General features: G+C 57.5%; 14 protein-coding genes. 8 read left to right on the top strand and 6 right to left on the bottom strand.

The window, feature by feature from the left end:
- Positions 1 to 258 precede the first annotated feature (258 nt).
- Entirely contained in the window at positions 259 to 1,722 is a 1,464-nt protein-coding gene (locus HMJ29_RS07410) for a TlpA family protein disulfide reductase (protein ID WP_171590883.1), read from the top strand.
- Between the two features lie 82 nt (positions 1,723 to 1,804).
- On the opposite strand, the gene HMJ29_RS07405 is transcribed toward HMJ29_RS07410, so the two are convergent.
- On the bottom strand, positions 1,805 to 2,167 hold the full coding sequence (locus HMJ29_RS07405) for a hypothetical protein (protein WP_171590882.1): 363 nt from the start codon (positions 2,165 to 2,167) through the stop codon (positions 1,805 to 1,807).
- A 205-nt stretch (positions 2,168 to 2,372) separates the two neighbouring features.
- Between HMJ29_RS07405 and HMJ29_RS07400 the strand changes: the two genes are divergently transcribed.
- The 4 genes from HMJ29_RS07400 (at position 2,373) to HMJ29_RS07385 (ending at position 6,397) form a co-directional block, all read left to right on the top strand.
- Positions 2,373 to 3,395 carry an SPASM domain-containing protein gene (locus HMJ29_RS07400; RefSeq protein ID WP_171590881.1) on the top strand — a complete coding sequence of 341 codons (1,023 nt, stop codon included), beginning with the start codon at positions 2,373 to 2,375 and terminating at the stop codon, positions 3,393 to 3,395.
- Positions 3,396 to 3,536: 141 nt separating this feature from the next.
- The gene (locus tag HMJ29_RS07395) at positions 3,537 to 4,160 is read left to right on the top strand and encodes a helix-turn-helix domain-containing protein (protein ID WP_171590880.1); all 624 of its coding nucleotides are present in this window, start codon (positions 3,537 to 3,539) and stop codon (positions 4,158 to 4,160) included.
- 133 nt (positions 4,161 to 4,293) lie between these two features.
- Positions 4,294 to 5,265, top strand: a complete 972-nt coding sequence (locus HMJ29_RS07390) for a hypothetical protein (RefSeq protein WP_171590879.1) — start codon at positions 4,294 to 4,296, stop codon at positions 5,263 to 5,265.
- A 181-nt stretch (positions 5,266 to 5,446) separates the two neighbouring features.
- Positions 5,447 to 6,397, top strand: a complete 951-nt coding sequence (locus HMJ29_RS07385) for a mechanosensitive ion channel family protein (RefSeq protein WP_171590878.1) — start codon at positions 5,447 to 5,449, stop codon at positions 6,395 to 6,397.
- Positions 6,398 to 6,602: 205 nt separating this feature from the next.
- On the opposite strand, the gene HMJ29_RS07380 is transcribed toward HMJ29_RS07385, so the two are convergent.
- Complete coding sequence (locus HMJ29_RS07380) at positions 6,603 to 6,944, bottom strand: hypothetical protein (protein WP_171590877.1); 342 nt, start codon at positions 6,942 to 6,944, stop codon at positions 6,603 to 6,605.
- A 110-nt stretch (positions 6,945 to 7,054) separates the two neighbouring features.
- Between HMJ29_RS07380 and HMJ29_RS07375 the strand changes: the two genes are divergently transcribed.
- Positions 7,055 to 7,312: a hypothetical protein gene (locus tag HMJ29_RS07375; RefSeq protein ID WP_171590876.1), complete on the top strand. Its 258-nt coding sequence runs from the start codon at positions 7,055 to 7,057 to the stop codon at positions 7,310 to 7,312.
- Positions 7,313 to 7,339: 27 nt separating this feature from the next.
- On the opposite strand, the gene HMJ29_RS07370 is transcribed toward HMJ29_RS07375, so the two are convergent.
- The 3 genes from HMJ29_RS07370 to rsmI form a co-directional block, all read right to left on the bottom strand.
- A complete protein-coding gene (locus HMJ29_RS07370) occupies positions 7,340 to 8,137 on the bottom strand; it encodes an inositol monophosphatase family protein (protein WP_171590875.1) in 798 nt (265 codons plus the stop codon).
- A gap of 124 nt (positions 8,138 to 8,261) precedes the next feature.
- Positions 8,262 to 9,956, bottom strand: a complete 1,695-nt coding sequence (gene lnt / locus HMJ29_RS07365; protein WP_244678865.1) for an apolipoprotein N-acyltransferase — start codon at positions 9,954 to 9,956, stop codon at positions 8,262 to 8,264.
- Positions 9,946 to 10,692, bottom strand: coding sequence for a 16S rRNA (cytidine(1402)-2'-O)-methyltransferase (gene rsmI, locus HMJ29_RS07360; RefSeq protein WP_171590874.1), 747 nt, complete (start codon positions 10,690 to 10,692; stop codon positions 9,946 to 9,948). The genes lnt and rsmI overlap by 11 nt, the downstream gene beginning before the upstream one ends.
- A gap of 152 nt (positions 10,693 to 10,844) precedes the next feature.
- Between rsmI and HMJ29_RS07355 the strand changes: the two genes are divergently transcribed.
- Positions 10,845 to 11,948, top strand: coding sequence for an acyltransferase family protein (locus tag HMJ29_RS07355; RefSeq protein WP_171590873.1), 1,104 nt, complete (start codon positions 10,845 to 10,847; stop codon positions 11,946 to 11,948).
- 17 nt (positions 11,949 to 11,965) lie between these two features.
- Here the strand turns inward: HMJ29_RS07355 and HMJ29_RS07350 are convergent, their stop codons facing one another.
- On the bottom strand, positions 11,966 to 12,220 hold the full coding sequence (locus HMJ29_RS07350) for a 4a-hydroxytetrahydrobiopterin dehydratase (protein ID WP_171590872.1): 255 nt from the start codon (positions 12,218 to 12,220) through the stop codon (positions 11,966 to 11,968).
- A 252-nt stretch (positions 12,221 to 12,472) separates the two neighbouring features.
- Here HMJ29_RS07350 and HMJ29_RS07345 point away from each other — a divergent pair, with 252 nt between their 5' ends.
- Positions 12,473 to 13,201 (top strand): GAF domain-containing protein, encoded by a 729-nt coding sequence (locus tag HMJ29_RS07345; RefSeq protein WP_171590871.1) that lies wholly within the window; start codon positions 12,473 to 12,475, stop codon positions 13,199 to 13,201.
- Positions 13,202 to 13,453 lie beyond the last annotated feature (252 nt).

Genomic DNA, 13,453 nt, shown 5'->3' with positions numbered 1-13,453 from the left:
AGCTATACCATTCTGGTTTCAGGGCCTGTTGATTTGTATAGCTGCTTAAATCATTGGTTTATGAGGGGCTTGGTTCAAAACTTTGTTATTAGGAACTTGCTACACAAAAAGGGGCCTTACGGATAGGACTTTCTCTTTTTTTATGCCGTATCTTAGATGCGGGAATTGGCTTTTACCGCGAATCACCTGATCAGAGTAGCACTTCTTAAATTCGAAAAGCGGACAATTCCAAGTCCCTCATGTATGCAATTCCTTCTAATGCCCTTTAAATCTCACATAGTTGCTGCTCTGCTTTTGGTCGGGCTTCTGGTTGCTCCGCTTGTGAGCAGGGCCCAGGGCACAGTGGTGCTGACGGGCAAGGTGAACGGGCGCACCGCCGATACAGTGGCTGTATCTATTCACGAGAATCCGCTGGATCCGAAGGAGCAGATTACCTACGCCCGCCTCGACGATAAAGGAGAGTTCCGGATGGCCGTAAAGGTGGAGGGCCCTACCCGCGCCGATTTAGTGTACGGGGATGACGTGGCCAACCTGTTTCTGGAACCCGGTAATCAGCTGGATATTCGCTTTAAAGGCTCTGATATGGCCAGCACCGTGCGCTTCAAAGGCAAGGGGGCTGAAACCAATGCCTACCTAGCGGAAGTGGACGAGAAGTTTATCGAGAACGATGGCTTTCAGGTGCTCCCCGATAACATCATGCTCTATGAGCCCGGCTTCCTCTCGTTTCTGGACTATCGGCGCAAGGAAGAGCGTAAGTTCCTCGACGGCTACATTCAGGATAATCAGCTGAGCCAGGCTTTCAAGAACTTCGCCAAAGCCGAGATAGAGTATAGCTACGCCAACGACCGGCTAACCTTTCAGGACTTGCGCGAGCAGGTAGTGGCCACCGAGAGCCGCCTGAAATTGTCGTCCTCTTACTATGAGTTCCTGAACGATAAGGCGCTTATCAATAGCCCGGCATCGGTGAACAGTGGCATGTATCAGGAGTTTTTACTCAACTACATTCACTACACCGCCGAAAGCAGCGGCAAGCGTCGCTCCGACCCTGACTTTTATCAGGTGTGCTATGACTTGGCCAAGAACCAGCTAACCGGCCCAGTTAAGCCCATCATTATGGGGCGGGTGCTGCAGGAGTCGTTCCGATTTGGGCACGTGAAACAGTCGGCCGCTATGCTGGCCGATTTTAAGGAGGCTGATCCGCAGAATCAGTACTATCCAATTCTGCAGCAGGATTTTGAGGCCCATAAAGCCTTTGCTATTGGTTCGCCCGCTCCCGATTTCAGCCTTACTTCCTCTACTGGCGATACGGTTAGCCTGAAACAACTGGCTGGTAAGCTGGTGTACATCAACTTCTGGCGCACCACCAGTGGCCTAGCCCTGCGCGATTTGCCTTACGCCGCTGACCTGGCCAAGAAGTTTGATGGCAAAAATATTGTGTTCCTCAACATTGCCCTCGACGAAAATGAAGGGGCCTGGAAACAACTGGTGCTAACCAAGCGCCTGCCCGGTACTCACGTGCGGGCCAGCGGTGGCCTTCGCTCCGTAGTTGCCAAGGCTTATGGGGTGCAGGATGTGCCCGCTTACTTTCTGCTGGCCGAAGATGGTACGTTTCTGAATACCAAGCCCAAGCGCCTGAGCAGCCGGGCTGCCGTGGACGAAATCAAGGAGTCGTTTGGTAAGGCCAACACCTACAGTAGCACTTTGCCTGCCGGCAGTAAATAAAAAGGCCTAGAGCTTTACTAGTACACAAAAAGCGCCGCTCAGAAACCTGAGCGGCGCTTTTTGTTACGCCTGACCCATAAGGTTAGGCCGTGCGGAAGCCGGTGGCCTGTTTGATTGAGCGCTCATTGCCAGTGGCAGGATCAGCGTAGCTATGCTCTCCTATCTCTACCGTTACCCGCTTGCCTAGTAGCTGCTTGGTATCAAGGTCTTTGCCGGCCTCTGGGTGAATGCCTACCGCCGCATACAAGGAAAGCAGGATAGGCATAGCGGCCGGTGAGGTATAGAACCGCTGAGTCACGAACCCGTCCTCATTCTCCATGCGGGCCGCAAAGAAAGGCACGTTCTGGTGCTCACTTTGGCCTTCCTGAATATCGGTAATCTCAACGGTATGGCGGCCGTCGGGCAGAAAGCCTTTTTCCTGGCCTTTTTCAACTGAAATTTTCATGATCTATAGCAAGGGTGAATGTGGCTGGTATACGCAGCTAATTATATTGGGTTGTATTGCTAATTAAATTAGTTTTATCGTGTTCATGTAGCATACTATCATGTCGTTGAGGTGGAAAGGGAAGTAATCAGACCAACTCCGTAGGTTAAGTCTGCGGGAGGTTTTCCGGTTCTGGTTGTTAGCAGCACTGTACCTTTACTTCTGCATGGCTTCCCTCCTCTCCGACGCACTCAACTTCGTTTCTAAAACCTCACCGGGCAGGCTTTGGAATGCCACGCAGGTTACGGGTGGTTACCTGCTGAGTAAGCTCACGGGCAAAGCGCGGCACTGGGGCTTGCCCGTGGCGCTGTCGTTTGAGCCCACTACGAGCTGTAACCTACGCTGCCCGGAGTGCCCAAGTGGCCTACGCTCCTTCACGCGGCCCACCGGCATGCTCCCCGATGAGCTGTTTAAAAAGACCATCGACGAGGTAGCCTCGCGCCTCTGGTACCTGATTTTCTACTTCCAGGGCGAGCCGTACCTGCATCCCAACTTCCTGGATCTGGTGAAGTACGCCGCTGATAAGGGTATTTACACGGCCACCAGCACCAACGCCCACTATCTCAACGACAGGAACGCCAAGCGCACCGTGGAGAGTGGCCTAGACCGCCTCATCATCTCCCTTGATGGCACTACCCAAGAGGTGTACCAGCAGTACCGGGTGGGCGGCAAAATAGATAAGGTGCTGGAAGGCACGAAGAACCTGATTAAGTGGCGGCGGGAGCTGAAGTCGCAGACGCCGCGGGTTGTGTTTCAGTTTCTGGTGGTGCGGCCCAATGAGCACCAGATTGAGGAGGCCAAGCAGCTAGCCAAGGAGCTGGGCGTAGATGATGTGTGGTTTAAAACCGCCCAGATCTATGACTACCACAACGGCTCCCCCCTCATTCCCACCATCGACTACTACTCACGTTACGAAAACCAGGGCAATGGCACCTGGAGCATCAAGAACAAGCTGGTAAACCACTGCTGGAAGATGTGGCACTCCTGCGTAGTCACCTGGGATGGCCTGGTGGTGCCCTGCTGCTTTGACAAAGACGCCGAGTACCGCCTCGGCGATCTAAAGCAGCAGACCTTCCGCCAGCTCTGGCACGGTACCAAGTACCAGCAGTTCCGAGCCTCCCTGCTCAAAGGCCGCGACCAGATTGAGATGTGCCGCAACTGCACCGAGGGTACCAAGGTGTGGGGCTAGGCGGTGAAGTTGTGAGAAGGGCAAAAGATTCCTCCTCCATCTGGCGGTTGCTTGCAGAATCCGTAGGCAATAGGCTCTTTTAAGCTTCTGGCAGTTGGCGCTTATCTTGGTGGCATCGTCCCCCTGCTATCTCATTACGCTATGTTTTCTGCCGCTCGTATTTCCGCTATCCGCAAGAGTAAAGGGTTGTCGCAGGAAGTGTTGGCGGAGCAGTCGGGGGTGAGCTTGCGCACCATTCAGCGGGTAGAACAAGGCGACACCGTGCCGCGCGGTTTCACCCTGCAAGCCCTGGCCACTGCCCTGGAAGTACCACTTGAAGCCTTCAGGTTGGAGCCGGAAGTCCCCCTAGCTACTGCCGCCGAGGTAGTGCCCGCGCCCGCCTCTATGCCTGCTGCGGCACTCCCCCACCCCGATCCGCAGTTTCTGCAGTTGCTCAACCTGAGTGCCCTAAGCTTTCTGGTATTTCCGTTGCTGAATTTGGTGGTGCCGTGGGTACTTTGGCGCAAGCACCGCCACGATGTTGAGGACGTGGCGGAGGTAGGACGGCGGGTACTGGGGTTCCAGATTCTATGGCAAGTGCTCTGCTTCCTGAGCTACGGGTTGGCGGCAGTAGCTCAGCTATGGGCGCACTTATATCACCTCACGTTTCCCAACCTTTTTGTGTGGGTGTTCCTCAGCAGCTACTTACTGAACTTGGTAATGGTGTGCTATAACGGCTGGAAATTACGACAAGGTGACCTCAATATTTATCCTTTTCGGCTCTAGATATTGCTTTGGCAAAAACCTGATATACAGTAACATGTAGCAAATGGCGGCAAAATGACGGGTAAATGGCGGACGGCCTGGGGCCGGGTAGAGGATAGCTTTGATCCATACTTCAACCCCTTACTCCTCCGTCATGAAATTCTTCCGCAACATCCTGCTCGCCGTACTTACCCTACTCTTGGTTAGTGGCCTGGGAGGCTACTTTTACATGCGTAAGAAGTTTGAGCCCGCCGCCAACCAGCTGGTAGTTGAGGGCCTGCCCACCGACTTTCACTTTGAGTGGCATGCAGGCGGTACTCAGCCTGCAAACCCACGTGCTAGCTTGCTAATACCCGTAACGCTGCCCGGCTGCCCCCGCACTTGCTACATGCAGTTTGATACCGGCTCGCCCAGCACGCTACTTTACGCCAACAGCCTGGCGGCACTCCGGAAAAAGTACCCAGCCACGGCGCAACGCCTGCTGCCCCACTCCGACACCATTCACAACTTTACCTGTACGCTAGGCCAGGCAACGCTACAGGCTCGGTGGCTACGCGCCTTGCAGTACGGCGCCAGTGAGCTGCCCACTGATAGCACAGTCCACTTCATTATTGGAACGCTGGGGGCCGATGTGCTCGATGGTCGCGCACTGGTTCTCAATTATGCCCAGCAGCGCTTTAGCCTGAACGCTCAACTGCCCGATAGCCTGGCCCGCCACACGGCGTTTGTACCCCTGAGCTATGAGGGCCGCCGCGTGCTGCTGCAGGCCCAGGTGCAAGGCAAGCCGCAGCAGCTGCTCTTTGATTCTGGCAGCAGTGCTTTTGCTTTATTAACCAGCCAAGCCACTTGGCAGCAAATGGCCCAGCCCCAGGCACCCGTCCAGACGACTGCTTCCAACTCTATGGGCCGTAAGCTCACTACCTACACCACCGCCACTGCACAGGCCGTGCAGCTAAATAACCTGACAGTACCCCTGGGTACGGTAACGTATGTAGAAGGAACCAGCCTTATGCAGAACACGCTCATGCGTTTCTCCGGAATGGGTGGCATGCTGGGCAATGCTCCCTTTAGCCAGCGCACCATTGTGCTGGATGTGCGAGGCGGCCGGTTTGGGCTGGTGCAGTAATAAGTGGCCCAGGCCACCTCAGAAACCCAGTACGTAAGGCAAAAGCCAGAGTGGGGTGAAGCTAGCCAGGCGTTTGTCTCGTACAGAAGGTAAACGACCAGACAAATCTACGGGGGGCCGGCACTGCGCAACCAGCAGATCCTACGTAGGTTTACTTGCTGCCATCACCTTACCGCTGTCTATGCTTGGCCTCACAGAAATCAATAAAGCCTTCGAAATGCTCTCCGATAAGCTCATCGGCTGGGGGCAGGATTTTATCGTAATGCTGCCCAATCTGCTGATTGCGGCTGTGATACTGGTGGCCACGCTATACGCTGCTAAACTATCAAAAGGGCTGATAACCAAATTTTTGCCGCGTATATCGCATAGCGCCGCCCTGCGTGACCTGGTAGCTACTCTAACCTACGTGGTGGTGCTGTTGGTTGGGCTGTTCTTCGTGCTGGAAGTGCTGAACCTCCAGAAAACGGTCACCTCACTGCTGGCGGGCGTCGGGATTATTGGTCTGGCCCTGGGTTTTGCCTTTCAAGACATTGCGGCCAACTTCATCAGCGGCATTATCATTGTGCTGCAGCGCCCTTTCACGGTGGGCGACGTCATCAAAACCAACGACTACTTTGGTACTATTGAGCGCATTAGCCTGCGCACCACCGACCTACGCCAGCCAACCGGCGAGCTGGTGCGGGTGCCTAACCGGAAGGTGTTCGAGAATGCTCTCATTAACTTCACCATCAATACTATGCGCCGGGTAGACCTGACCTGTGGCGTAACCTACGACGCCGACCTGGATGAGGTGCGGCGCGTGGTGCTGGAGGCTATGCACGACATGCCCCACCTGGTTGCGGAGCGTAAGCCGGAGGTAATGTTCACGGAGTTTGGGGAAAGCTCCATCAACTTTGATTTGCGCTTTTGGGTACCCTACGAGCGGCAGCTAGATTATGTGGGTGCCAAGAGTGAAGCCATCGTACGCATTAAGCGGGCCTTCGACGCGGCCGGAATCGTGATTCCGTTCCCCATCCGGACGCTGGATGTACCTGAGCAAGTGCTGGAGCGGCTAAGGCCCCCGCAGCCCAAGCCGCAGGACGCGCAAGACAGCGCCAGCCGAAGTGGCCTGGCCGCAGGGAGCGTTGAATAACCGCTTTGCCTAACGTATACCTCTGGCTACCGAAGTAGTTTTAAGCTAGTAGTTCCAGGGAGATAGGTGTGGTGGCGTGTGGGGAGCTTCGTGAGTGGGCAGTATGGTCTTCATAGTCGAGATTGGAGGGAGCGGAAACAGAAGAGTGCGCCGCAACGAGGTTGCGGCGCACTCTTGAGTAGTGCGGAGAAGATGCTGTAAGAGCTTACTTGTGGCTCTTACTCAGGTTTTTGCCGAGGTCTTCTACCTGCTTCAAAAACTCCAGGGCGTCGGAGTCGCCGTAGGTGCCGTAGGCGGAGGAGATAGTGCCGCGCACGCCATCGGTAGTTTCCAGGGCGTAGAGAATCGACATGTCATCGGGGTCACTTTCACCCTCAAAGCGGTAGAAGTCCACGATGGTCACTTCATTGGGGCCGTAGCTCTTGTCGCGCTCAGTGTCCATGGTGTGCAGGCGGCCATCCGTCACGCGGAAATCGGCCGTGAAGCCATCCTGGCTAAGCTTGCGTTCTACGTTTACGAGCGAGCGTTCTTCTTCTTTATCTTGCATGGGAGGGGCGTTTTGGAAATGAAAGAGTAGGTTGGGAGAGGGCGCAAAAGAAAGCCCCGCACCGGCTATACGTAGCCAATGCGGGGACGGGTTATCTCAAGCGTAGAAGAATGCCGCGCTTACTTGCCGGCGCCCGGCGCAGCGGCCAGTTCAATGGTGCGCTGCAGGCGGTCAACATCAATAGCACTACAGGCACCACCGCACCCTTTGGTACAGCCAGCCGCAGTTTTATCGAAGAAAGCGCGCCAGAAAATCCGCCCAACATAAAAGGCAGCTCCGGCAAAGAGCAAGGCGATGATGAGATACTGTATCCACATGATGGTCACAAAACTACAACGCTTCCAGAAAAGTTTAGCGAAGTGGCCTAGCCCCTTTGTAGGCTGATGCCTAGGCCACTATTCCTTCCAGAACTCCCGAATGGTGCTTTGCATTTCGTCGTGCACCAAGCCATTGCTGGCTACTACCTGGCGGCCAAACAGCGGGTCGCCATCTTCTAAGAACTGGGTTACGCGGCCCCCGGCCTCGCGCACCAACAGAATGCCGGCGGCTACGTCGTAGGAGTTAAGGTTGAATTCAAAGAAGCCCTCGAAGCGGCCGGCGGCTACGTAGGCCAGGTCGGCGGCGGCAGAGCCTACGCGGCGCACCCCGTGCGAGCGGCGCATGAAGGCACCCAGCAGCTGCAGATAGTCGTCCATCTTGCCGAAGTCGGTGTAGGGGAAGCCGGTGGCAATGAGGGAGCTGTTCAGGTCGGGCACGTCGGTTACGTGAATCGGAATTTCGTTGCAGAAAGCGCCGGCGCCTTTCGCGGCCCGGAAGCATTCATCGCGCACTACCTCATACACCACGCCGGCCACCAGCTCATCGTGGTGAATGAGGCCCACACTTACGCAGTACACCGGTAGGCCGTGCACAAAATTGGTAGTACCGTCCAGGGGGTCAATAATCCAGTTGTAGCCTTCGGCACGGTTAGCACCTTCGGTGCCTTCTTCCGTGATGAAGCCGGCCTCGGGCAGCACCTCGCGCAGGCCCGCTACCAGCAGCTTCTCGGTTTCCTTATCTACGTACGACACCAGGTCGTGCACGCCTTTGGTCTCAATGTGGCTGCGGTTGAAAGTAGCCGCCTCCTGGCGGATGAACTGGCCCGCGTGGCGCGTTACGGCCGCCAGCTGAAAGCTGAGTTGATTGTAATCCATAGTAAAAAAGTGTCAGGGAATAACCGGCAGACCTTCGCTCTGTCAGCGAAAGATCATTCGGGTGTTTTTAGCCCGCAGAGTACGCAGAGTAATTCTAGCCCTGCATGCTGAATGCGAGCGAGGGTTAGGCTGGTACTACCCGCCGGCTGCGCACGGCCAGCACCACTGTAACCACCAGCAAGAGCACGGCCAGCACCTGCGTGGCGGGCCCAATTAGCTCACCGTAACGGACGTAGAAGGTTTGCTCGGTGTTCAGGCGTACGGTGGCGCGGCTTACGGCCGGTACCCACCAACCGGTGCGCTGCGTGATTTCACCCTTCTGATTGATGAAGCCCGAAATGCCGGTGTTGGCAGAACGGGCAATATCGCGGCGGGTTTCAATGGCGCGCAAGGTGGCGTACTGTAGGTGCTGGTTGTGGCCCGGCGAGTCAGACCACCAGCCGTCGTTGGTGATGATGCCCAACAGGGTGGCACCATTCTTCACGTAGTCGCGCACAAAGTCGCCGTACACTGATTCGTAGCAGATGATAGGACCGATGCGGAGCGCGGGCGTATTGGTCTGGTACACCGTGCGTTCTTCCTGTGAGCCTAGGCCACCAGCGGCCCCGCCCAGGTCAATTACAAACGCCGAGAGCCACGGCGGCACGCCCTCCACGCCCGGCACCAGCCGCGACTTATGATAGAACTCGGGGGCTGCGGCGGCATCGCGCAGGTGAATAGCCGCGTTGAAGATATCGTAATACCCCACACCCTCCCGGAAGCGGGCGGTGGGGCTGGCCTTTTCCTTGGAAGGGTACCGAACGGCTGAGGTCAGGCCGGTAATCAGTTCCACGCCGGGGTGCTGGCCTAGCCACTGCTGCAGGCGTACAATATTGGGGTTGAAGTTGATGGTTTCCTCGGGGTACACCTCATCCAGAGAAGTCTCGGGCCAGAACACCACCTTGGTTTGGGGCGTTAGGTTCTGCTCAGTGAGGGTAAGCAGACGGGTAATTTGCTCAGCGTGTGGAATGAACCGAGAGCCACCCTCAAACTTCTCCTCAAAGGGGTCAACGTTCGGCTGAATTACCAGCACCTCCGCCGTGGGGCCTTTCTCCTGGTATTGGCTGCCAATGAGATACGACAAGCCAATGGGCAGCAGGATAGCCAGCGCAGGCCAATTCCATCTCATTAAGCTCGGGTCTTTCTCAGCGGCAATCGGCCAAGTGGAGCTCTTGTAGCCAAACCATGCTCCAAACACCAGCAGGTTCACCATCCAAATCCAGACGGAGCCGCCCAGAAAACCGGTGTACTCATACCACTGCACCAACTGGTTGGCTTGCGCGAAGCCGTTGCCCAGCGTCAGCCAGGGCCAGGTCAGGAACCAGTGCAGATGCAGTTGCTCGAAGGCAATCCAGTAGATGGGCAGCGAGATGTAGCCAATGAGGTGACCTAGGCGCTTCTTGGTATGATAAAACGCCGTGAGCGGCAGGCTCATGAGCAGGGCGTTGCACACTACCGCCGTTATGCCGCCGGCCAACGTGCTGTAGCTTACCCAGTAGGTAGTAAACAGGTTCCAGAGCACCAGCGCCAGGTAGGTGTAGCGCCATACTTTCCAGCCGCTGGCTCCGCGCTGGCCCAACACCTGCTCCATGCGCAGGTAAGGTACCCAGGCTACCAGCAGCACCAGCGCCAGCGGGGCGGGGTGCACCGGCCAGCCCAGCCAAAGCAGCACGGCACTGAGGAGGGCCAGCAGGCTTGGCAGCCAGTAGGCCAGTCCGGAGGCCGGTAAAGAAGGAGCCGCAGCCGCTGGGGCTACGGGAGTAGTTGGTTTAGTCAGCACTGCGGTCGTCTTTGGAGTAACGGTCCTCTTTAATTCGCTCTTCTTTCTCGCGGCCCTGCACCACCAGCACAATCTCGCCCTTGATGGCGGCGCGCCCAGCGAAGTTGGCCGCTAGCTCGGGCAGGGTGCCGTTCACGGTTTCCTCGAACAGCTTGGTTAGCTCCCGGCTCACGGAGGCCTGGCGCTCCGGGCCCAGTACCTCAGCTAGCTGCTCCAGCGTCTTCACAATCCGGTGCGGCGACTCATAGAAGATCATGGTGCGGGTTTCAGAGGCCAGCTCTTTCAAGCGGGTCTGTCGTCCTTTCTTCACCGGCAGAAAGCCTTCGAAGGTAAACCGCTCAGCCCCAAAGCCCGACTTCAGCAAGGCCGGCACAAAGGCGGTGGCCCCCGGCAGGCACTCTACTTTGAGGCCCTTCGCCAAACACTCTCGCACCAACAAAAAGCCGGGGTCTGAAATTCCGGGCGTACCTGCGTCTGATACCAGCGCCATCGTTTCGCCTTTGCTAAGGCGCTCCAGCAAACGCTGCACCGTTTGGTGCTCGTTGTGCAGGTGGTAGCTGAGCATGGGCTTTTTCAGGCCCAGGTGCTGCAGTAGGCGGCCACTGGTGCGGGTATCCTCGGCCAGCACGGTATCTACCTCGCCCAGCACCCGAATGGCGCGCAGCGTGATATCTTCCAGATTGCCAATGGGGGTGGGCACGAGGTACAGAACAGTAGGGGCGGCGGTATCAGACATAGGCACAAAGGTAACGGGAAACCGGCCGTGCGGGCCGGGCGTGGTGGTAGCCTCCGCTGGCCAAACGGGCTACGCAGCAAGTAAGTTGAGCCGCTGCATAGTACATGCCAGCGCGGCAAGGTAATTTGCATCCTTTCTTCACTATTGCCTCTATGACCACACCCGGTTCTCCGCTTGCCTACCGTCCAGAGCTGAATGGGGTGCGGGCTATTGCCGTGTGGCTGGTAGTCATTCAGCACTGGGCTAGCCCACCCGTTATGATGGGCGAAATGGGCCGGCAGCTCTTCTTTGTGCTCAGTGGCTACCTCATTGCGGGCATTGTCTGGAAGCAGCAGGTGTACCCAGGAGCGCCGGGACCCTGGCGGCAGCGCCTGGGTACGTTTTATAAGCGCCGGGTGCTACGCATCATTCCGCCCTACTACTGCCTGCTGGCGGTAAGTGCCCTGCTCCCCCTGGAAACCGTGCGCGACTACCCCGTGTGGTTTATGCTACCGGCCGCCAACTTGCTGTTCTACCGCATGCAGCACTGGGGCGAAGGCTGCGGCCACCTCTGGACGCTGGCCGTGGATGAGCAGTTTTACCTAGTATGGCCCCTGCTGCTGGGCCTGGTTGGGCAACGCCGCAACTGGCTGCTGGCTATTGGGGCACTGGGCCTGGCCTTCCGGATTGGCTGGAGTGCCTACGTTACGCCGGGCTTTATTTTAGTGCTGCTGCCCTCCTCACTTGACTTGTTTGCGGCCGGCACCCTGCTACGCCTGTTCGAGAAAAGCCCGAGCCTGGCCCGCTGGACGCGCGGCTACATGGCCGTGCTGGCCTGGGGCGTGTGGTGGCTGCTGTGGGGGCTATTTACGCAGGTGCGCCACGATGGCGGCGAGCTGTGGCTGATTATCTTCCCCACGGTGGGCGCCGTAGCCGCATTTGTTACCCTGGCGTGGCTGCTGCGCAACCCTGGAGGTGCGCGCCGGGTGGGCATGCACAACCGCCTGCTGCTCTGGATGGGCCGCCGCAGCTTCGGGCTGTATCTATACCACCTGTTGCTGCCCGTGTTTTATCAGCGTGCCGTGTACCATCTGTGGTCGGCTGAGTCAGGGTGGCGGGAGCTGATGATGGGGCCGCTGCCAACCGTGTTGGTGCTCAGTCCCATGCTGATTGCCTTGAGCGCTGCCTCCTGGTATTTTATTGAAGCTCCGCTGGAGCGAGTAAAGAAAAACCTGGCCTACGCGCCCACGGCCGCTATTGCGCCAGCGCACTCCTAGGCCACCTGCGCCCGGCCTTACTCTGCTACCCCGCCATAATCGGTGGCCAGGTGGTCAATGGCAGCGGCCAATTGATGGTCTTTCTCCGTTACGCGGTGGCCGGCGCTGTGCGTGCGTAGCCGGAACGTAACCACATTGTACTCATTGCTCCACCACGGGTGGTGCTCCTGGTACTCGGCCTCCTCCGCCACATCCGACATAAAGCTGAAGGCAGTCCGGAAGTCTTCGAAGCGGAAGGTTCGGGTAAGGGCGTTGTCGTGCTCAGTCCACATAGCTACGGCTGTTGATAAGAGAGTGTCAGAACAGAATGCACCAAGATACTGGCCTAGCCCTAAAAGCGCGCCCCTCGCCAGCGCACAAAGCAACTTTTGGCGGTAACTGGTCGCCAGGTTAGCCGGCTCTTGGGGTGCCATAAACCCGTGTGGTTTTTCGGGATAAAAGCCTCAGTTTACAACCAGCCGGCCGTATTTAGGGCTATCTTTGAGGGCCTTGGCGTGCTGACCACCTGCCCTTGGCCCGTTATCATGCCGTTGCCCAATGCCCTGCTGCCCCTCAATGAAGCCGACCGTTTAGCGGCGCTTCGGCCCTACCAGGTGCGTGGTACGGCTCCTTTCTTTGAGGAGTTTATCCGCGTAGCGGCCAAGCTCTTTGGAGTACCTATTGCCGTTATATCTCTGGTTGAGGCTGATACGGTATGGTTTAAGGCTGAAACCGGGCTGGAGGGCCCCACCGAGGTGCCCCGCTCCAATAGCCTGTGCTCCGTAGCCATTCTGCAGCAGGAAACCACCGTGTTTGAGGCTTGGCAACCCCACCTGTGCACGTTGGTAAACACCGACGCCGTACTGCAGATGGGGTTGGCATTCTACGCGGGGCATCCGCTACGCAACGCCACGGGTGAAGCCATTGGGGCACTGGCCATTATTGACCGCCAACCCCGGACTTTTTCTGAGGAGGAGCGGGCCGTGCTGGCAACCTTGGCGGCCGTGGCCATGCGCCTGCTAGAGCTGCAAGTGGTGCTGGAAGGGGCCACGCTGCCCGTGCCAGCCCTGTGGCCCGATATCTACATCTCCATTGCGGAGTCGCTGACTCGGTTGGACACGCTCACGGCCCTCGCCGAGTGGGAGGAAAGCCCCGACACGGTGTCGGCGCAGGCGTACCGCTGTTCCCGCTACGAGGAAATGGCCAGCGTAGCCGCCGATATGCAGCGCCAGATCCGGACGGCCATAGCCCGTTTTGGGGAGCAGCGGAAGTAACAAACAATGGGGCTTACGTGGGGTACGGTGCCCCAGCCGGCTCACTGCACATTTCTAGGCCTCTGGTGGCTCCTGCTGCATCGGCAGTTCTGGGCAACCAGAAGCAGCTTATGGGTTATTCACGGCCTGAATGAACATTTCAGTGGGCCTTTTCCTTGTAGAGCCTACTCTTTACTTAAGAAAGCAGCCCCGCCTTAACCAGGCCGGCTGTATTTCGCGCTCCTTCGTGAGCCTCTGAACCGACGAGCGCCC

The sequence above is a fragment of the Hymenobacter taeanensis genome (assembly GCF_013137895.1).
Lineage (GTDB): Bacteria > Bacteroidota > Bacteroidia > Cytophagales > Hymenobacteraceae > Hymenobacter > Hymenobacter taeanensis.
Note: the sequence above shows the minus strand (reverse complement) of the source record. Positions and strands in the feature narration are given on the sequence as shown.

What these genes read in the sequence shown, in the direction of transcription:
- HMJ29_RS07370 (WP_171590875.1), bottom strand. Translation starts at nt 8,137, where the DNA reads ATGGATTACAATCAACTCAGCTTTCAGCTGGCGGCCGTAACGCGCCAC.
- HMJ29_RS07350 (WP_171590872.1), bottom strand. Translation starts at nt 12,220, where the DNA reads ATGTGGACTGAGCACGACAACGCCCTTACCCGAACCTTCCGCTTCGAA.
- rsmI (WP_171590874.1), bottom strand. Translation starts at nt 10,692, where the DNA reads ATGTCTGATACCGCCGCCCCTACTGTTCTGTACCTCGTGCCCACCCCC.
- HMJ29_RS07385 (WP_171590878.1), top strand. Translation starts at nt 5,447, where the DNA reads ATGCTTGGCCTCACAGAAATCAATAAAGCCTTCGAAATGCTCTCCGAT.
- HMJ29_RS07410 (WP_171590883.1), top strand. Translation starts at nt 259, where the DNA reads ATGCCCTTTAAATCTCACATAGTTGCTGCTCTGCTTTTGGTCGGGCTT.
- HMJ29_RS07405 (WP_171590882.1), bottom strand. Translation starts at nt 2,167, where the DNA reads ATGAAAATTTCAGTTGAAAAAGGCCAGGAAAAAGGCTTTCTGCCCGAC.
- HMJ29_RS07395 (WP_171590880.1), top strand. Translation starts at nt 3,537, where the DNA reads ATGTTTTCTGCCGCTCGTATTTCCGCTATCCGCAAGAGTAAAGGGTTG.
- HMJ29_RS07380 (WP_171590877.1), bottom strand. Translation starts at nt 6,944, where the DNA reads ATGCAAGATAAAGAAGAAGAACGCTCGCTCGTAAACGTAGAACGCAAG.
- HMJ29_RS07345 (WP_171590871.1), top strand. Translation starts at nt 12,473, where the DNA reads ATGCCGTTGCCCAATGCCCTGCTGCCCCTCAATGAAGCCGACCGTTTA.
- HMJ29_RS07390 (WP_171590879.1), top strand. Translation starts at nt 4,294, where the DNA reads ATGAAATTCTTCCGCAACATCCTGCTCGCCGTACTTACCCTACTCTTG.
- HMJ29_RS07355 (WP_171590873.1), top strand. Translation starts at nt 10,845, where the DNA reads ATGACCACACCCGGTTCTCCGCTTGCCTACCGTCCAGAGCTGAATGGG.
- HMJ29_RS07375 (WP_171590876.1), top strand. Translation starts at nt 7,055, where the DNA reads ATGCCGCGCTTACTTGCCGGCGCCCGGCGCAGCGGCCAGTTCAATGGT.
- HMJ29_RS07400 (WP_171590881.1), top strand. Translation starts at nt 2,373, where the DNA reads ATGGCTTCCCTCCTCTCCGACGCACTCAACTTCGTTTCTAAAACCTCA.